This is a genomic window from Acidobacteriota bacterium (assembly GCA_009861545.1).
GTDB lineage: Bacteria > Acidobacteriota > Vicinamibacteria > Vicinamibacterales > UBA8438 > WTFV01.
The window spans coordinates 36,070-54,018 of the sequence record VXME01000125.1 but is presented as its reverse complement, the minus strand read 5'-3'; the positions used below and the strand labels follow the sequence as shown (position 1 = coordinate 54,018).

Here is a 17,949-nt window from a genome sequence, read left to right as displayed (position 1 = left end):
GCGAAACTCCTGCGGCCTAGGCTCCCAGCCTCGGGAGCCCGCGGCACGCGCACGCGAAGCGAGCCCCGGTCGACGCGGACGTGCAGGCAGCGTCCCCCGGCGTGCACCTCGCCGTCCACGTGAAACGCGAGCGGTCGGTCGGCAGCCAGCTCGATGGCCGTCGCGGAGACGCGGCGAATCCCCGGCAGCCGGTCGATAGTGCCCGTGAAGAGCCGGAACGACTGGCACAACAGCCAGGGCAACCGCCGGGCCGGGATGCAGACCAGCTCCAGCACGCCGTCGTCGGGACGCGCGCGGGGCGCGATCAGCGCGCCGTTGCCGTACTCGCGGCAATTCGCGACCGCCACCAGGAAAGCGGGCATGGTGAAGGTCTCGTCCGGGGTGCGGACGGTGTAGGTGGCCGCCCGGTAGGAGCGCAACTCGCGGACACCCGCCCGGAAGTACGCCGGCGCACCCCGCGTCGACAGCCGGTTGAACACGGCCGCCATGTGCGCATCGAAGCCGATGCCGGCGACGTTGACGAACAACCGCCCGTCGATGCTCCCCGTGTCGATTACGCGTACCGAACCCGAGATCGCCGTGCGGAGGGCGGCCTCGGCGCGGCCCTCGAGGCCCAGCCCGCGCGCGAACCCGTTGCCGGACCCGCCGGGCACCACACCCAGCGTCGCCCCCGCCGCGGCCACCTCGGCCGCCACCTCGTTGATGGTGCCGTCGCCTCCCCAGGCCACGATCGTCCGCGCGCCGCCGGCGATCATCGAACGGGCCAGCGCCGTCGCGTTCCCGCGCTGCTCCGTGACGCGCACCTCGCCATCCACCGAGCACGTCCGCAGCGCCGCCTGCGCGCGGCGGACCGCCACGTCGGCCGGCGGCCGGCGCCGCGGTCCCGCCGCCGGGTTGATGATGATGCCTGCGGTCATCGTGACGGTTACTGTATCGGTCGATCGCGGCGCCTGGCCGCCGGGCGCAACCCGGACTGCTTGCCCGGGGCCGGTGCTATAGTAGGTCCACCGATGCGCCGGATGTGGCTCAGAGCGGCGCTCGTCGCCGTGCTCGGCGTCAGCGTCACGGCAGGCTATTACGCTTTTGTCACAGGCCAGCGGATCGCGGAGGCGCAGCAGGCGGGGCGCGCCTTCGACGCCGGCGCGTGGGGACTCCGGCTGTCGCTCGCCGAGTTGCGCGCCGCCCAGCAGGCATACGTCGCCGCAGGCCAGGACCGCGACTACTGGGTCGCGGACGTCGCGGCGCGGATAGAGGAGTTGGCGGTCGAGCTGGCGACCCTGTCCTCGATGTCCACCCGGCCCGCCACGGCCGCCGCCCTCGACGAGGCGGCCTCCCTGATCGAAGCGCTGCTGCGCATGGACGAGCGGGCTCGCGACCACGCGGCGGCGGGCCAGGAGTTGATGGCGTCGGATCTCATCTTTGCCGACGGGTCCGATCTGGGCCGCTCGGCCGCCGATGAGATCGAGCGCGCGCGACGCATCGAGCGCGAGGCGGTCGACGCCGCGGCAAGCGGCCGGCGGCAACTGCAACTCGTCGCGGTCGGCGGGGCCGCGGGGGCCGGCGTGCTGTTCGCGCTCCTGGTTTCCCCGTTTCCGGCCGGGCGGCCGACCGCGACGCCCGACGCGCCGAAGGATGCTGCAACCGAGGGCGTGCAGGAGCCGGCGTCCCCGGAAGGACGGCTGTTCCTCGACCTCGATCCCGGGCAAGGCGAACCTCCAGCCGCGGCCGAATCCGTTTCGCGGTCCCCCTCCGTCGCGCCGGACCTGCGGCTTGCCGCGGCTCTCTGCACGGATCTGGGTCGCTCCGCGAACGCGGCCGAATTGCCCCCCCTGCTCGCCCGGGCGGCGCAACTGCTGAACGCGAGCTGCGTCATCGTGTGGGTACGCGACGGGACCGGCAACGCGCTCCGGCCGGCCATCGCCCACGGCTATCCGGCGGCGGCGCTGGCGCGGCTGGGCACGATACCCTGCGACAGCGACAACGCGGCGGCGGCCGCCTACCGCGACGAACGCCTGCAGGTCGTTTCGGGCGGCGCGGACACCCCCGGCGCGCTCGTGGCCCCGCTCGCCTCTGCCGAGGACCGCGCCGGGGTCATGACGCTGGAAGTGAACGACGGGTGGGAGACCAGCGACGCCGTGCAGTCGACGGCGACCATCATCGCCGCGCAACTGGCCACCCTCGTTGCCGCCGACCCCTCGGGCTAGGAGTCTGCGCCGTAGAACGGCGTAGACTTCTAGTCAGGCCCGGTTGGGCGGCAATCGGAGCCGCAGGCGACGATTGTCGGGCCAGCGACCCTTCGAGAGGTCACCCCCGGTCGCTAAACAGGACGCTCGAACGATGCACCCCGCACGGGCACGGCCGGATTCTCGGGGTTTCCCCCGAATCGCGAAACCGGCACGGGTCTTGATTGAGTGGAGGGTGGCCGCACGGAGCGTGCGGGATGCACCATCACAGGCAGGCGCTGGCATCGCCGCATCCCGTATCGTTGGGCACTGACGCTCCGTTGCGGCCTCTTCGCTGCCTGTGCCTCCCGCGGACGGGCGGCGGGCGATATACTCCCCCCGTGACGACGGGCCTGACGCTTCCTCTCGACAACGCGGCGATTGAACGCATCCTTCCGCACCGCTATCCCTTTCTGCTGGTCGACCGCATCACCGAGTTCGAGCTCGACAAGCGCATCGTCGGCATCAAGAACGTATCCCTGAACGAACGCTACCTCTCCGACCGGCGCGGTAGATCCCCGGTCCTGCCGCCGACGATTCTCACCGAAGCGGTAGCGCAGGTCGGCGCCATACTGATACTCGCCAAGTCCGAGAACCGCCAGAAGCTGCCGTTCTTCACCGGCATCGAGCGCGTCCGCTACCTGCGGCCCGTGCATCCGGGCGACGTGGTCGTGATCGAGGCCGAGGTGGTCCGGCTGCGGAGCCGGATGGGTCGCTTGAAGGGCTTCGCGCGGGTCGGCGACGACGTCGTCATCGACGGGACGATGACCTTCGCGCTGGGCGCGCGCTGATCGACCCGGGCCGCCGCACCGCGTGCCCGCGCGACCTCGGCACGCAACCGCGTTGCGTTCTGCGGCGCGAATCTCCTAGAATCAGGCATGGGTGGGCGCAAGAGATCACGTGTGTCGAAGGCGCCGGTTCCGCAGTCGGAGCCGGCAAGCGGCGGACCTCCCTGGATCCTGATCGGCGGTCTGCTGATAGTGGCCGTAGCGGCCGCGCTGGTGCTGCTTCCGTCGAGCAGCGACACCCCGGGCTCCCCGGACGGCGAGCTGGCCTCCGCCGCGTCCGAGACCGGCGACGAGAGCGTCGCGAACTCGGAGCGTCCAGCTCCCCCGCCGGCGGGCGAGCCGACGCCGATCCCGGCGGCCGACGCGCCGTTGCCGCCGCTGCCCCTGGTGTCGAATCTCGTGCCCCGTTCGCCGCAGGACATCCGGGACGCGTACATCTTCGCCGCGCAGAATCCCGACGTGCTCGACTACGTGCCGTGCTACTGCGGGTGCGAGACTCGCGGCCACAAGCGCAACTCGGACTGTTTCGTGCAGTCGCGCAATCCGGACGGCAGCGTGCGCGAGTGGGACACCCACGGAATGGCCTGCATCGTGTGCATCGACGTCGCGCGTCACGCGATGCGGCTGCGGGCGTCCGGCGCTCGGGTAGAGGATGTCCGGACCGCCGTCGAGTCCACGTACGCCGCCTACGAGCGGCAGACCCCGACCCCGCTGCCGCCTGCCCCGGCCAACTAGCAGGCCTCGCGCTGCCACGTGTCGGCGTCGAACAGGCGCCGTTGCCGGGTCACCTGCGACTCGACGTCCATCAGCCACAGCGTCTCCGCGCCGTCGCGGTCCGACGCGAAGAGCACCCACGCCCCGTCCGGGTGCCGCCGGCCATTGATACAGCCACGCTTTGACGTCAGGCGCACGGCGGCGTGCATCCCGGGGAAAGCGGCTGCATCCGGGTCGTTGAGGGAAGGCTGCGAAGTCGCGGCCGAACGCAGATCGCGGTAGGATGCGGATTCGTGTTGGGTGTGGGCGTGGTTCTCTGAGGACGAGGATGCCCGAGCTCCGGATGCGTGTCATCGTTCTTGCGGCCATCGTTGTCGCTGCGAGCACGAGTGTCGGTGAGGCCCCGGCCCCGGTGCTTTCGGCCGAGCTGGTCGACCTGCACGCGCAGGCCCGGCGGGGCGAGGCGGAAGCGCAGGCCTCGCTCGGATTCACGTACCGGCGCGGCGAGGGCGTGCTGCAGGACGACGCGGCGGCCGCCGGCTGGTTCCGGGCGGCGGCCGAGCAGGGTCACGCGGCGGCGCAGTTCAACCTGGGCTTCCACTACCGCGAAGGGCGCGGCGTGCCGCAGGACGATGGGCGCGCCATCCGCTGGTATCGACGCGCGGCGGAGCAGGGCGACGCCGACGCCCAGAACAACCTGGCGGGCATGTACGCCCGCGGCGATGGCGTCGCACCCAACGGCCCCGAGGCGGTGCGGTGGTGGACGCTCGCGGCCGAGCAGAGACATGCGCTGGCGCAATACAACCTGGGCTTCATGTACGGCGACGGCCTCGACCTTCCCGGGAGCCACGCCGAGGCCGTGCCCGCGGATGGACTGGCGGCGAGCGAACCGGGGACGCCGGGGAACGGTTCCGGCCCCGCGGACGCCGAGGGTCGGACCGTTCCGCAGGATTACGTGCGCGCCTACATGTGGCTGATCCTGGCGTCGCGTCACGGTACCGGCGCCGTGCGCGACGGCGCGATGCAGGGGCGGGTCCGGGCCGAGCGGAAGATGACCCCGGCCGAGCTCGCCGAAGCCCGGCGCCGCGCACGGGAGTGGAGGCCGGCGCGTGCGGCCCGGTGATTTCGAATAGTCCTTGACGCCAGTCCCCCGAACGGCCATTCTCGGCACGAATCGTCCGGCAGGGGCGTACTCGACAGAGGAGCAATGCAGCCCAGGCGGGACGCATCGCCGCTCGAATGCAGCGGGGCTTGCGCCACGGGCTCCCAGGGAAGGGGAAACGGCCATGAAGCGAAGCATCTGTGCCATCGCGGTTCTGGCGCTGGGGTTGCCGCTGGCGCTCGCCGCCAACGACGATCTGGTCTCGCGGCAGAGCGACGACGACCAGTGGGTGTTGCCGGGGAAGAACTACTCGGCCACGCGCTACAGCTCGCTCGATGACATAACCGCGGACAACGTCGCGAATCTCACCCAGGTGTGGTCGTTCTCGACGGGTGCGCTGCGCGGCCACGAGGGGCAGCCCCTGGTCGTGGACTCGACGATGTACGTGCACAGCGCGTACCCCAACCACGTGTACGCCATCGACCTCACCGAGGAGGACTGGCCCATCAAGTGGCGGTACACGCCCGTGCAGGACGACCGCGCCGTGCCGGTCGCCTGCTGCGACCTGGTCCATCGCGGCGTGAACTACGTCGAGGGCCGGATCCTGATGACGACGCTCGACGGACACGTCATCGCGCTCGACGCCGAGAGCGGCGAGGAGCTGTGGAACGTCAGGAACGCCGACCCGCTGCGGGGTGAGACGATGACGATGGCCGGCCTCGTGGTCAAGGACAAGTACATCGTGGGCGTCTCCGGCGGCGAGTTCGGCATCCGTGGCTGGGTGGCCGCCTATGCCGTCGAGTCGGGCGAGCAGCTCTGGAAGGCCTACAGCATGGGTCCGGACGAGGACGTCATGCTGGCCCCCGACTTCAACGAGGCCAATCCCCACCATGGCGGGCCCGGCGACGGCACCGAGACGTGGCCCGGAGACCGCTGGCGGAACGGCGGCGGCGCCACGTGGGGCTGGTATGCCTACGACCCCGAGCTCGACCTGATCTATTACTCCACGGGCAACCCCGGGACGTGGAATCCGACCCCGCGCGAGGGCGACAACAAGTGGTCGATGACCATCTTCGCCCGCGATCCCGATACCGGCCTGGCGAAGTGGGCCTACCAGATGACGCCGTGGGACGCCTGGGACTACGACGGCATCAACGAGCACGTGCTGCTCGATCTGAACATCGGCGGGCGGGACGTGAAGGCGCTCGTGCACTTCGACCGCAACGGCTTCGCCTACGTGCTCGACCGCGCGGACGGCACGCTGCTGTCGGCAGAGAAGTTCGTGGAGCACACGAACTGGGCCGAACGCATCGATCTGGAGACCGGCCGCCCCGTGGAGGTTCCCGAGAAGCGCACCCGGCAGGGCGTGAACACCCTGGACATCTGCCCCTCCGCGATGGGCGCCAAGAACCAGCAGCCCGTGTCGTTCTCGCCCCGCACCAGCCTGATCTACGCCGGCACGAACAACCTGTGCATGAACTACGAGGGCTTCGAGGTGCGCTACATCGCCGGCGCCCCGTACGTCGGCGCGAACGTGCGGATCTTCGCCGGTCCGGGCGGCTACCAGGGCGAGTTCATGGCCTGGGATCCGGCCGCCGCCGAGAAGGTCTGGGGGATCACCGAGCCGTTTCCGGTATGGACCGGCACGCTGGTCACGGCCGGCGACGTGGTCTTCTACGGGACCATGGACCGCTGGTTCAAGGCCGTCGACGCGAGGAGCGGAGAGATCCTGTGGAGCTCGCGGCTGCCGTCGGGCTCGATCGGCAACCCCATGACGTTCCGGGCGCCGGACGGGAAGCAGTACGTCGCGATCTATTCCGGAATCGGCGGGTGGTTCGGCCTCCCGGTCGCGGCGGACCTCTCGCGCGAGGATCCGCTCGGGGCGCTCGGTGCGGTCGGCGCCGCCTACGACTCGGGGCTCGACAGGGTGACCTCCGTGGGCGGCACGTTGCACGTCTTCGCGCTCGAGTAGGCGCACGGAGATTGCCGTGACCCGTTCCTTCAGGAGCGTCATCGCCGCCGGGAGGGTTGTCGCCGCGGTCGGAGCCTGTGCGCTGCCGGCGGCGCTTGCGCTGTCGGTGGCGCTGGCGCCGTCGACCAGCGCCGTGTTCGCGCAGTCGCCGGAGCTGCGCGTCTGCGGCGACCCCGACAACCTGCCGTACTCGAACGAACGGCTCGAGGGGTTCGAGAACAGAATCGCCGCCGTGGTCGCCGCCGAGCTCGGCGCCACGCCCGTCTACGCCTGGTGGCCCCACCAGCGGGGGCTCGTCCGGAACACCATCGACGCGGGGACCTGCGACGTCATCTTCGGGGTTCCCGAAGGTCTCGACTTCGTCCTGTGGACGAGGCCGTACTACCGCTCGGCCTACGTCATGGCCTACCGCGGCGACCGGGGTTACGACCTCCCGTCGCTGGACGCGCCGGGACTGCAAGAGCTTCGCATCGGCGTCCACGTGAACACGCCGCCCGAGGAGAGCCTCGCGCGGCGCGGCCTGCTCGACAACGTCTCGACCTACTCGCTGTTCTTCGACCCGCGGGGCGATCGGGACCGTCCCCGGAAGCTGCTCGACGACCTGGCGGCGGGAACGGTGGACGTCGCCGTCGCGTGGGGTCCCCTGGCCGGCTACGCCGCCGCGACGTCGGGCGCGCCGCTCGAGCTGGTCCCGCTGGAGGACGAGCCGGGGGTGCCCTTGTCCTTCGACATTTCGATGGGCGTCGCGAAGGGCAACGAGGCGTTGAAGGACCGGCTGGAGACGGCGATCGACCGGCGGCGGACGGAGATTCTGGCGATTCTGGAGGAGTACGGCGTGCCGCTCGTTCCTGCCGGCGGGGGCGCCGCCGCCTCCCCCGCTGCCGGCGCTTCCGGCGCCGCGGACCCGAACGCCGAGGCCGCACCGGAGGAGGCGGCGCAGCTTGAGCCGCCATCTGCGGCGGCGGCCGCGGATCCGCCGCCGACCCCCGGGCCGCGGAAGCTGAACCCGTTCACCGGCAACGCGGACATGGCCGCGGAGGGCAGGACGCTGTACTTCCAGGTCGGCTGTCAGGGCTGCCACGGCGGCGGGGGCGGCGGCGGGATGGCCACCTCCGTCATCGACGACGCCTGGACGTTCGGCAGCGACGACGACGTGCTGTTCCGGCTCATCAAGGGCGAGATCCCCGAGCAGACGATGCCGACCGTCTACAGCGTGCTCGAGGACGAGGAAGTCTGGCAGATCCTGGCGTTCATCCGCTCGGTCTACGCCGGCGACCCCGGCCGGATCGACTGGTAGCCATTCCCTCAATCGAGGAAGAACGCACGCCGCAGATCGACCGAGGGCACAAGGCGCGCCGCCTGCCGGTAGATGGCCTGCAAGGTGCCCGTCGCCAAATTCCGGTGCAGGGGAACGATCAGGATCTGGCGCTCGCCCGCCGAGACTCGCACCAGCTTGGCGTGGCTGCCCCGTTGCGTAAAGACCTCGAAACCGAACCGGTGGAGGATGCGCAGCACGTCGCGGGACGAGAGCCGTCGCAGGCGCGGCATGGGCGGCCAGTTGAGCAACCCGGCGTCAGACCCCGAGGGGCGCCGTTTCGTAGCTCACCGACAGGCGCGGTGCGGACGACACGCCGAGCCGGGCGGGGTCCTCGCCTTCCATGTGCAACGCCAGCGCGTCGCGAAGGTTCACGAGCAGATCGTCGAACGACCGCGCCTGGGTGACAACCGCGAGCTCCAGGCACTCGGCGACGTACCATCCCTGGCTCTCTGTCACCACCGCGTGAATCGTGTTGCGAGTCTCGACGGTCTCTTCGCCGTACGCCGGCGCGGATTCGGCGGCCCGCGGTACCGCGGCACGTCGTACGCCGGCGTATCGCGAGCCGTCGGATGCCGGCGGGCGCTCGCGGAACGCGGGTTCGATCCGGTAGCGGCCACGGTCGACGCGGCGGAAGTACGGCCAGCGCCGTGCGTGATGGTCGGGCGCGTTCACGCAGCACCGTCCGGTGACCTCCGTGCGCACGGTGGCCTCGTTCACGCCCGGCAACGAACGCACGATCTCCGCGGGGGTGAACGTCCAGTCGTCCCTGGTTTCGCAGAGGCGCAGCGCCGCGGCGAGCACCTGCTTCTGCACCGACTCCTTGCGTGTCACCGACTCTCCTTCACTCGCCGATGATCGATTTGCACGTGGTCGATTAAATTTATCAAATGTAAATCATTCGCGCGCGTGGTAGCGGCCTGGCGCCGCAGGCCGGCTCCGGCCGAATGTCATTCCACCGGGCTCCAGACCCGATCGAAGCCGAAGCCGCCGAAGTCCTTCACGTTGGCCGTGGCGAATTCCGTGACGCCCTGTCGCCGTAACGACAGGGCCAAGCGTGCATCGTGGATCCTGCGCCGGGCGAAGCGCGCCGTGGCGGCCAGCCGCCAGAGCTCGTCGTGCAGCGCCGTGCTCTCGGGGTCGAACCCGACCAGCATCCACCGCGGATGGCGGCGGTACCTCTGCACGACCTCGACCGCCGCGGCGGCCTGCAGCGGGCGGAGGAGCACTGCGGGATTCCTCAGCAGCGCATAGAACTCCACCAGCACCAGCTCCGAGACGGCGACATCGTCGCGGCGGGTCAGGTCTTCCAGAAAGACGCGGGCCCGGTCGTGGCAGGGACTGGCCCGGCTGAAGGCGAAGAGCAGGACGTTGGTGTCGAACGACGTCACCGCCGACGCCTCGCCGGGTGTGTGGTCTCTCGAAGCGCCTCGACCGTCCGCGCCTCGAGGTCGTCGAGTGCAGCCTCCCGGAGCGCTTCGTGACTCAGTCCGCGCCAGCCGACCGTGTCCGATACCGGTGGCCGCCACGGCGTCGACGATGGCGTGACGACGGGATGCCGGGCCAGGAACTGTTCGGCGGCGCGCCGCATGGTCTCCGCCAGAGAACGCTTGCTGCACCGACCCCTTGACGCCAACCCCCCGAACGGTCATCGTCGGCACGAGCGGTTCGGTCAGGCAGGCCGGAAGGGACCGCGGGAGATCACGATGCGACGAAGACTCGAACGGCTGACGGTTGCGATGCTCCTGGCGTTGGGGACCGCGGGGCTCGTGGTGGGCGCACAGGAAGGCGCTCGCTCGACCATCGCCGGCGTCGTCTCCAGCAGCGCGGGTCCGGAAGCCGGCGTCTGGGTCATCGCCGAGACCGGTGACCTGCCGACGAAGTTCCGCAAGATCGTGGTCACCGACGACGAAGGGCGGTTCCTGGTCCCGGAGCTCCCGGAAGCGACCTACTCGGTCTGGGTCCGCGGCTATGGGCTGGTCGACTCGACGCCCGTGACGGCGGCGCCCGGTGAGGACGTGCGCTTGACCGCCACCGCCGCGCAGACCCCGCAGGAAGCCGCGGCGATCTATCCGGCCGCCCACTGGCTGTCGCTGATCGAGCCGCCCGAGGCGGACGAGTTCCCGGGCACCGGCCCCGACGGCAACGGCATCAGCGAGCAGCTCCGGACGCGCGACGAGTACCTCTACAACGTGAAGGCCTGCCTGCGCTGCCACCAGGTCGGCGGCGAGTTCACGCGCGGGCACCCGAATGCCGAGGAGTACGACTCGGCCGTCGACGCCTGGGACGAACGGGTGCGGATGGGCCAGCGCGGGGCCGAGATGAGCATGTGGATGTCGCGCTTCGGGCGCGAGCGCGGGCTGGCGATGTTCGCCGACTGGAGCGACCGCATCGCGACCGGCGAGGCGCCGCCTGCGCCGCCGCGCCCGGAGGGGGTCGAGCGCAACTTGGTCCTCACCCAGTGGGAGTGGACCGACGAGATGGGCAAGATTCACGACGAGGCGTCCACCGACAAGCGCAACCCCACCGTGAACGCCAACGGCCCGATCTACGGCGTGGACATCGCCAACGACAACCTCGCCATCCTCGATCCGAACACCCACACGGCGACGATGGTGCGCATCCCGACCCTGGCGGACCGCTCGACGATGCGGGCGTCGTACGCCCAGTCGGGCTACCCCGCGTCACGGCTGGCGGATCTGGCCCGCTTCAACCCGGCCAGCATCCACAACCCGATGCTCGACAGCCGGGGCCGGGTCTGGTACACGGCGACGCTGCGTCCCCCGGAGAACCAGCCGGACTGGTGCCTGGAGGGCTCCGACAACCCGTACGCGCGGTACTTCCCGGTGACGCGGTCGGGCCGCAACGTCAGCTACTACGACCCCGAGACCGAGGAATTCACGATGGTGGACACCTGCTTCGGCAGCCACCACCTGCAGTTCGGGTTCGACGAGAACGAGACCCTGTTCCTCAGCCGGCCCAACAGCGACGTGTTCGGCTGGGTCGACACGAAGCTCTTCCACGAGACCGGCGACGCGAGGCTGGCGCAGGGCTGGTGCCCGACCGTGGTGGACACCAACGGCGACGGCCGCATCACGAAGCCGTGGAACGAGCCGTCCGTCATCGGCGGCGCCCGCTTCGAGGAGGATGCCACCCGTAGCACCTACGACTTCGATCCGACGCTGGATACGCGCGTCGCGGTCGGTGCGTATGGAATCATCGTCAACCCGGTCGACGGGTCGGTCTGGGGCGCGCAGGATTCCTATCCCGGCCGGATCGTGCGGCTGGTGGTCGGCGACGATCCGCCGGAGAGCTGCATCGCCGAGGTGTTCGAGGTTCCCTCCGAGCGCTGGGACGTGGAGGCGGGCGGCGAGCGCGGCTTCATGCCGCGCGGCCTCGACGTGGACCGCAACGGCGTCCTCTGGACGGCGCTGTCGGGGACGAACCATCTCGCGAGCTTCGACCACAGCAAGTGCGGGCCGCTGACCGGGCCGGCGGCGCACACCGGCCGGCACTGCGCGGAAGGGTGGACGCTGCATCCGCTGCCGGGCCCCGTCTTCAAGGGAACCGACGTCCGCGCCGACTACAACTACTACAACTGGGTCGACCAGTTCGACACGCTGGGACTCGGCGAAAACGTGCCGATCGCCACCGGCACGGGCTCGGACTCGCTGGTGGCGCTGCTGCCGGAGACCGGCGAGACGGTGGTCATGCGCGTGCCCTATCCGCTGGCCGGCTTCCACCCGCGGGGCCTCGACGGCCGCATCGACGATCCGGACGCCGGCTGGAAGGGACGCGGCGTCTATTCGTCGACCGGGTCCGACACCGTCTGGCACGCCGAGGACGGATTCGCCGTCGAGAACGGCGAGTACCGGTCGATCTCGAAGCCGATTCTCGTGAAGTTCCAGTTCCGGCCGCACCCGCTGGCGAACTGACGCACGCCCCGGCGCGTGGGTCCTGGTGAGGCGTTCCAATCAGGCGCAGCGCTCGAATCAGGCGGTGATCCGCGAACCGGTGATGTTGGACCCGCGTTCACCGTAAGGTAAACGCCCCGAACGCCGGCACCAGGATCGTGCTCAGCACGACTATGGCGATCGACGTCAGGACGGTCGCCACCATGCCCGTCCGGAACATCGTTCCGAATCCGACGGCGCCTGCGGCGAACGTCGCCGCCGCCGTCGGGGCGGACCAGGGCAGCACCAGGGAATGGGCCGTGCCGGCGATGATCCGGGCTAGAACCGCGGCGTTGTATTCGAGCGCCTCCGCAATCGGAAACAGCGTCGAGGAGACCATCAGCGTCGTCGCCGTGCCGCTGGCCAGTTGCGTCACCACCGTCGAGACCAGACCGGCCAGCCACGGCAACGCCGTCCCCGCGACGCTCGCCGTGAACGCGGTCCCAATCCAGTCGGTCACCCCCAGTCGGGTCAATCCGCTGACCAGCGCCATGCCGCCGACTACCAGAAACAGCACGTTCCAGGGGACGCCTTCCTGAAAGTCCTTGCGGTCGAGGGTCATCTCGCCGCGCTTCGCGTCCACCGGGAGCAGGTAGAGAAACACCATCGCTGTGGGAGGCGCGTACCAGATGCCGAGGAACTCCGTGGTGACGAAGGTTGGCAGCATCCACAGGACCAGCATCACGGTCAATGCCGACAGGACGTTCTTCTCTCCGCGGCTCAGCGGACCCAATTGCTCGCGTTGCCGGCGAATGTGGGAACGTCGATCGGGAAGGGCCTGCACTTCGGGCGGCACCATCCACTTCAGGGCCAGGTAGCAGATGGGAACGTGGGCCGCGGCCAGAAAGACACCGGTCGATGTCCACTGCGCGAAGCTGACGCTGTAGCTGGTCGTCCGCTCCAGCACCGCGAGGGTCAGCGGGTTGAACACACTGCCCCCGGGGGTTGCCAGCCCGCCGGCGGACGCGCCGTACAGAACCGCCAGACTCGCCGCCGCGTCCATGCGCGGCGCCCCGGTGGCGGGCGGCCGCGACTCGCCGGCGTCGAGCGCGGCGACCGCGGACCGCGTCAGCGACAGCGCAATCGGCGTCATCGTCACGATGACGGCCAGGTCGTTGACCAGCGCGGATATGACCGTGGACGCGATCAGCAGCACGAACAGCAGGCTGCCGCTGGACCGTCCCACGCCGGGGATGCTCAGAATCGCCAGCGAGATCCTGACGGCCAGGCCGTGCTTCCGCAGCGCGTGCCCGACGAGCATGACGCCCACCAGGAAGGGCAGGATCGTCTGCCCGTACAGGCCGGCCACGTCGGCGAAAGGCATCGCGCCGCCGGCGGGCAGGAGCACGAACGGCAGAAAGGCGGTGACCGCCCACGGCACCGGGACGGTCGCCCACCACGCCAGGGTCCAGCCGTAAACGGCGAGCGTGAAGTGCGCCTCGGGCCCGAGGCCGGCCAGCGGCACGGCGCGGACGGCGGCGAAAGCGGCCGGCCCGGCGATCACCCGCAACACGAATGCCCGCCGGCCGGTCGTCAGCCCGTCAGCGGCGCTCATGACGCCTACTTGCGTGCGCGAAGCCCCGCATGAAGTTAGAGTACACGGATAACCGCCCCCGCTCCGATCGGACGTGGGCGGCGCGGTCGTGAACGACAGGACAGGGGGTAGGCTCGGCAACCGCGGGGCGCCGAGTCGGCCGGCAACCGAGGAGGAGTCATATGCAGCGCCATGTCGTCGGTTTCGTCGTCGCAGTCGTCGCCGTGCTTCTCGTCGCTGGCGCCACGCCGGTGACTCGCGCGCAGGAGGCGATGCCCTGGATGCGCGTCGACATTCTGGAGGTCATCCCCCAGGAGCTGGACGAGTTCATCGAGGTGCAGCTCGAGCAGGTCAATCCGGCCCTCCGGCGGGCGGGGGTGCAGTGGCGCTCGGCTTGGCGCACGGCCGAGTTCGGGAACCAGTACGAGCGGATGTTCGTGACGCCGATGGACGATCTGGCCGAGCTCGATCGCGGTGGTCCGCTGGCGTTCGCTCTCGATCGGCGGGACAGGGAGCGCATGGAGGATCGCGTACGGCGCACCATTTCCGGCCACCGGACCTACGCGTTGCGTTACCGCCCCGAGCTGAGCGTCGAGTCGCCGAACGCCGGCGGCCTGGCGCTGGCCTGGATCACGACGCTCGAAGTGGCTCCGGGACGCCTCGCCGACTGGCAGGCGTTCATGCGCGAGCGGCTGCCGCTGTTCCGCGGGGACAACGTGGTGTTCGGCATGTACGAGCGCTACCTGGGATCCGGCGCGGCGGTGTGGCAGCTCGTCGAGAACCACTCGAGCTTCACCGAGCTGAACAGCCCGACCATCATGCAACGCGCCCTGGGCGCACGGACCAGCGACACGGCGGCCGGACTGGCCGGCGTCGTCCTGTCGGTCGAGCGGACCGTCCTGCGGTACGACCCCGAGCTGAGCTTCTCGGGAGCGGGAGCGGCGCCCGAGGGCGGCCGATTCCGGTAGGTTCGGGGAGGGACCGTGGATAGCCGCGTCCAGTGGGCAAGGCGCGGACTCCACGGCCCCGCCGCGGGCGACGCGGGTCAGGAGATGCCGGTGATGGCCCCCGGCGTGGCGCGCGGGTCGCGCGGCCCCCACGCGCCGGCCGCAACCCGGCTCAGGAAGTCCGCGATGAACGTGTTCACGCGGTCGGGCTCCTCCAGGTTCAGGGTGTGGCCGGACTTCGGCAGGACGGCCAGACCGCTGCGGGGAATGACGCGCTTCAGCCACAGGCTGGTCTCCAGACAGCCGTCGTCCTCGTCGCCCGCGAGGATCAGCACCGGCGCTTCGATCGCGGACAGCTCCGCTTCCAGCGCGTACAACGACGGACGCTCCCGCTGCACGCCGCGCATCGTGCGCACCGCGCCGTCCGCGGCGTGCTCCCCCAACTCGCGCACGAGCTGCTCCCACCCGCGAGGGTCCTTGTTCCGGAACTGCACGCGCGCCGGCCCGGACAGGTACCGGCGGGCGAACGCCTCGATCCCCGACTCTTCAATCAGCCGGGCGATGGCCTCGCTTTCCTGGCGGAAGCGCCCCGCCTCCGCGGGATGCGCCCCGTAGCCCGTTCCCGCGATCACCAGCGACCGGACCCGCGCCGGGTGCTGCATGGCCAGATGCAGTCCCGCGAAGCCGCCCATGGAGATGCCGACCACGTCCGCCGCCTCGACGCCGAGCCGATCCAGAACGGCGACGGCGTCATCGACGGCGTGCTGTTGCGAGTACGCGCCGGCAGCGGCCGGCACCTGCGACGGCGGGTAGCCCCGGGCGGCGTAGGTGATGCAGCGATGGCTGCGAGAGAACCACCGGATCTGCGGCTCCCAGCTTCGATGATCGCCGGCGTACTCGTGCACGAAGAGGATGGCGTCGCCGCTGCCCACCGATTCCGTGTGCAGCTCCACGCCGTCGGAGGTGACGATTGCTCGTGCCGACGATTCAGGCATCGCGACCGGCCCTCCGGTTCTGCGCCCGGCGGGTCAGCGCGGAGGCGGCGAGCGGGGTGGCGAACCGGGTTGCGATCATGGAAAGCCTCCGATCGAGTCGAGCTCTCGCTCGCAGTTGTCGCCCCATCCTCTAACGACTTGCCGCGTCTTTACCACCCTGTTGGTGGTATAAGGGCGGAACGGACGGCCACGCGGTCTGCAGGCGCCTTCCGACGGCGCCGGAGGAGTGGCGATCATGTCGAAGGGAACTCGCGTCGGCGTCGCTGCGGCGGTGGTTCGGGTGGCGGTCGCCGCACTGGTCGCGGTGGTCGGCTCCCTCGGCGAACCGCGTGTCCCGCCGGCGAGTGTCGCGGCGGCGGCGCAGGCCCCGGGAGCGGACGGGGGCTTCACGGCCGAGCAGGCCGCGGCCGGGTGGACCGTGTATGCCCGGCAGTGCGGGGAGTGCCATGGGGAGACGCTGGACGGCGCGGAGGCGCCGGCCCTGCGCGGGGTCGACTTCCTGAACGGCTGGGCGGGGCAGACCACCGACGAGCTGTTTACCTACCTGCGGGATACGATGCCGCCCGGCGGCGGCGGATCGCTCGGCGATCAGGTCTATCTGAACCTGGTCGCCTACCTCCTGGACGCGAACGGCGGCCGGCCGGGAGACGCGCCCTTGACGGCCGACGCGGCGGTCACCATCGGCGACGCGGCGGACATCGCCGAGGCGCGGCGTGCGGCCGAGGCGGGCGAGGTGCCCCGGCGGCGGCCGGCGCGGTTCGTCAACCGGGAGGTGCCGCACGAGCTGAGTCCGGTGACCGACGAGATGCTCGCGGACCCGCCCCCGGGCGACTGGCTGAGCTGGCGGCGGACGCGCGACAGTCACGGCTACAGCTCGCTCGATCGGATCACGCGCGACAACGTCGGCCAACTGCAGCTTGCCTGGACCCTGGCGATCCGGGAAGGGAACAACCAGACCACGCCGCTGGTGCACGACGGCGTGATGTTCCTGGCCAGCCCCGGCAACGTCGTGCAGGCGATAGACGCGCTCACCGGCGACGTCATCTGGCAGTATCGGTGGCCGCTGCCGGAGGATGCGCCGCAGCGGGCGGCGACCCGCACCCTGGCGCTCTACGGCGACAAGGTCTACCTGGCCACCCACGACGCGGCGCTCGTCGCGCTCGAGGCGCGAACCGGCGCCGAGGCGTGGCGCGCCGTGAAGGCGGACTACACGCAGGGTTTCCGCCAGAACTCCGGTCCGGTGGTCGCCGAGGGTGTCGTCGTCAGCGGCATGAACGGCTGCAACCGCTACAAGGAGCAGACCTGCTTCATCACCGGCCACGACCCGGACACCGGCGAGGAGCTCTGGCGCACGTCGACGATCGCCCTGCCGGGCGATCCGAACGACGCCTCGTGGGGCGACACGCCGCCGTATCTGCGTGCGGGCGGCGACTCGTGGATCCCGGGCAGCTACGACCCGGACCTCGGCCTCTTCTACATAGGCACGGCGCAGGCCAAGCCGTGGGTGGCGGCCAGCCGCGGCATGACGACGCGGCAGGACGCGCTCTACACCAACTCGACGCTCGCGTTTCACCCGCGGACCGGACAGGTCCAGTGGTACTTCCAGCACGCGCCGGGCGAGACGCTCGACCTCGACATCGTCTACGAGCGCGTCCTGGTCGATTCCGGCGACGAGAGGTGGCTGTTCACCATCGGCAAGGACGGCATTCTCTGGAAGCTCGACCGGCGGACCGGGGCCTTCGTCGACCTGCGCGAGACGGTCTACCAGGACGTCTTCGCCGCGATCGACCGGACGACCGGCGAGCTGACCTACCGGCAGGACATCATCGACGCCCGCATCGGCGATCGCGTGCCGGCCTGCCCCAGTCTGCTCGGCGGCCACAACTGGCAGGCGTCGGCGTACCACCCCGGCGCCCACGCGCTGGTGATTCCCCTCCACCAGGCGTGCATGTACCTGACCGGGCGCGAGGTGGAGTTCGTCGAGGGCGGCGGCGGCGCGGCGGGCCGCTCCGAGTTCCGCGAGATGCCGGGCAGCGACGGCAACGTGGGCAAGCTGGCCGCCTACGACGTGCGGACCATGGAGGAGCTGTGGAGCCGCGAGCAGCCCGCCCCCTTCCTGACGTCGACGCTGACGACGGCCGGCGGCCTGGTCTTCGCTGGCGACGCCGACCGCTACTACCGGGCGTTCGACATCCGGACCGGGGACGTGCTCTGGGAGACGCGTCTCGGCGCCGCGGCGCACGGGTACCCGATGACCTACGCGGTGGGTGGGCGGCAGTTCCTCGCCGTGCCGGCCTCGCTGGGGGGCGCCTTCCGGGGCCTGACCGCCCAACTCGTCCCGGAGGTCTTCCAGCCGGAGGGAGGCAACGCGCTGTACGTCTTTGCACTGCCGGAGGGTGATTAGGTT

The 17,949-nt window shown here is 70.6% G+C and carries 16 protein-coding genes; 9 read left to right on the top strand and 7 right to left on the bottom strand.

The window, feature by feature from the left end:
* The coding region (locus F4X11_19995) for a diacylglycerol kinase family lipid kinase (protein MYN67280.1) at positions 1-917 on the bottom strand (917 nt) is incomplete at its 3' end.
* A gap of 102 nt (positions 918-1,019) precedes the next feature.
* Between F4X11_19995 and F4X11_19990 the strand changes: the two genes are divergently transcribed.
* The 3 genes from F4X11_19990 (at position 1,020) to F4X11_19980 (ending at position 3,745) form a co-directional block, all read left to right on the top strand.
* Positions 1,020-2,204, top strand: coding sequence for a hypothetical protein (locus F4X11_19990; protein MYN67279.1), 1,185 nt, complete (start codon positions 1,020-1,022; stop codon positions 2,202-2,204).
* Between the two features lie 236 nt (positions 2,205-2,440).
* Positions 2,441-3,013, top strand: a complete 573-nt coding sequence (gene fabZ / locus F4X11_19985; protein MYN67278.1) for a 3-hydroxyacyl-ACP dehydratase FabZ — start codon at positions 2,441-2,443, stop codon at positions 3,011-3,013.
* 87 nt (positions 3,014-3,100) lie between these two features.
* Complete coding sequence (locus F4X11_19980) at positions 3,101-3,745, top strand: hypothetical protein (protein ID MYN67277.1); 645 nt, start codon at positions 3,101-3,103, stop codon at positions 3,743-3,745.
* Here F4X11_19980 and F4X11_19975 read toward each other — a convergent pair.
* Entirely contained in the window at positions 3,742-3,921 is a 180-nt protein-coding gene (locus F4X11_19975; protein ID MYN67276.1) for a hypothetical protein, read from the bottom strand. The genes F4X11_19980 and F4X11_19975 overlap by 4 nt on opposite strands.
* Positions 3,922-4,007: 86 nt before the next feature.
* Between F4X11_19975 and F4X11_19970 the strand changes: the two genes are divergently transcribed.
* From F4X11_19970 to F4X11_19960, 3 genes are all read left to right on the top strand, one after another.
* Positions 4,008-4,847 carry a sel1 repeat family protein gene (locus F4X11_19970; GenBank protein ID MYN67275.1) on the top strand — a complete coding sequence of 280 codons (840 nt, stop codon included), beginning with the start codon at positions 4,008-4,010 and terminating at the stop codon, positions 4,845-4,847.
* A 163-nt stretch (positions 4,848-5,010) separates the two neighbouring features.
* Entirely contained in the window at positions 5,011-6,798 is a 1,788-nt protein-coding gene (locus F4X11_19965) for a PQQ-dependent dehydrogenase, methanol/ethanol family (GenBank protein ID MYN67274.1), read from the top strand.
* A 16-nt stretch (positions 6,799-6,814) separates the two neighbouring features.
* On the top strand, positions 6,815-8,095 hold the full coding sequence (locus F4X11_19960) for a quinoprotein dehydrogenase-associated putative ABC transporter substrate-binding protein (GenBank protein MYN67273.1): 1,281 nt from the start codon (positions 6,815-6,817) through the stop codon (positions 8,093-8,095).
* An 8-nt stretch (positions 8,096-8,103) separates the two neighbouring features.
* On the opposite strand, the gene F4X11_19955 is transcribed toward F4X11_19960, so the two are convergent.
* The 3 genes from F4X11_19955 to F4X11_19945 all read right to left on the bottom strand — a co-directional run bounded on the left by F4X11_19955 (position 8,104) and on the right by F4X11_19945 (position 9,504).
* The gene (locus F4X11_19955; GenBank protein MYN67272.1) at positions 8,104-8,346 is read right to left on the bottom strand and encodes a type II toxin-antitoxin system HicA family toxin; all 243 of its coding nucleotides are present in this window, start codon (positions 8,344-8,346) and stop codon (positions 8,104-8,106) included.
* Between the two features lie 25 nt (positions 8,347-8,371).
* Positions 8,372-8,947 (bottom strand): hypothetical protein, encoded by a 576-nt coding sequence (locus F4X11_19950; protein ID MYN67271.1) that lies wholly within the window; start codon positions 8,945-8,947, stop codon positions 8,372-8,374.
* Between the two features lie 116 nt (positions 8,948-9,063).
* Positions 9,064-9,504 carry a PIN domain-containing protein gene (locus tag F4X11_19945; protein ID MYN67270.1) on the bottom strand — a complete coding sequence of 147 codons (441 nt, stop codon included), beginning with the start codon at positions 9,502-9,504 and terminating at the stop codon, positions 9,064-9,066.
* A gap of 315 nt (positions 9,505-9,819) precedes the next feature.
* Here F4X11_19945 and F4X11_19940 point away from each other — a divergent pair, with 315 nt between their 5' ends.
* Positions 9,820-12,048 (top strand): carboxypeptidase regulatory-like domain-containing protein, encoded by a 2,229-nt coding sequence (locus tag F4X11_19940; protein ID MYN67269.1) that lies wholly within the window; start codon positions 9,820-9,822, stop codon positions 12,046-12,048.
* Positions 12,049-12,145: 97 nt separating this feature from the next.
* On the opposite strand, the gene F4X11_19935 is transcribed toward F4X11_19940, so the two are convergent.
* Complete coding sequence (locus tag F4X11_19935; GenBank protein MYN67268.1) at positions 12,146-13,621, bottom strand: hypothetical protein; 1,476 nt, start codon at positions 13,619-13,621, stop codon at positions 12,146-12,148.
* Between the two features lie 161 nt (positions 13,622-13,782).
* Between F4X11_19935 and F4X11_19930 the strand changes: the two genes are divergently transcribed.
* Positions 13,783-14,568: a hypothetical protein gene (locus F4X11_19930; protein MYN67267.1), complete on the top strand. Its 786-nt coding sequence runs from the start codon at positions 13,783-13,785 to the stop codon at positions 14,566-14,568.
* A 77-nt stretch (positions 14,569-14,645) separates the two neighbouring features.
* On the opposite strand, the gene F4X11_19925 is transcribed toward F4X11_19930, so the two are convergent.
* Positions 14,646-15,542 carry an alpha/beta hydrolase gene (locus F4X11_19925; GenBank protein ID MYN67266.1) on the bottom strand — a complete coding sequence of 299 codons (897 nt, stop codon included), beginning with the start codon at positions 15,540-15,542 and terminating at the stop codon, positions 14,646-14,648.
* A gap of 235 nt (positions 15,543-15,777) precedes the next feature.
* Between F4X11_19925 and F4X11_19920 the strand changes: the two genes are divergently transcribed.
* Positions 15,778-17,946, top strand: coding sequence for a PQQ-binding-like beta-propeller repeat protein (locus F4X11_19920; GenBank protein MYN67265.1), 2,169 nt, complete (start codon positions 15,778-15,780; stop codon positions 17,944-17,946).
* The last annotated feature ends 3 nt before the right edge of the window (positions 17,947-17,949 follow it).

Excerpts from the sequence above, each read along its gene's own strand:
- F4X11_19990 (MYN67279.1), top strand. The coding sequence starts at position 1,020 with ATGTGGCTCAGAGCGGCGCTCGTCGCCGTGCTCGGCGTCAGCGTCACG.
- fabZ (MYN67278.1), top strand. The coding sequence starts at position 2,441 with ATGCACCATCACAGGCAGGCGCTGGCATCGCCGCATCCCGTATCGTTG.
- F4X11_19980 (MYN67277.1), top strand. The coding sequence starts at position 3,101 with ATGGGTGGGCGCAAGAGATCACGTGTGTCGAAGGCGCCGGTTCCGCAG.
- F4X11_19970 (MYN67275.1), top strand. The coding sequence starts at position 4,008 with ATGCGGATTCGTGTTGGGTGTGGGCGTGGTTCTCTGAGGACGAGGATG.
- F4X11_19965 (MYN67274.1), top strand. The coding sequence starts at position 5,011 with ATGAAGCGAAGCATCTGTGCCATCGCGGTTCTGGCGCTGGGGTTGCCG.
- F4X11_19955 (MYN67272.1), bottom strand. The coding sequence starts at position 8,346 with ATGCCGCGCCTGCGACGGCTCTCGTCCCGCGACGTGCTGCGCATCCTC.
- F4X11_19940 (MYN67269.1), top strand. The coding sequence starts at position 9,820 with ATGCGACGAAGACTCGAACGGCTGACGGTTGCGATGCTCCTGGCGTTG.
- F4X11_19935 (MYN67268.1), bottom strand. The coding sequence starts at position 13,621 with ATGAGCGCCGCTGACGGGCTGACGACCGGCCGGCGGGCATTCGTGTTG.
- F4X11_19930 (MYN67267.1), top strand. The coding sequence starts at position 13,783 with ATGCAGCGCCATGTCGTCGGTTTCGTCGTCGCAGTCGTCGCCGTGCTT.
- F4X11_19925 (MYN67266.1), bottom strand. The coding sequence starts at position 15,542 with ATGCCTGAATCGTCGGCACGAGCAATCGTCACCTCCGACGGCGTGGAG.
- F4X11_19920 (MYN67265.1), top strand. The coding sequence starts at position 15,778 with ATGTCGAAGGGAACTCGCGTCGGCGTCGCTGCGGCGGTGGTTCGGGTG.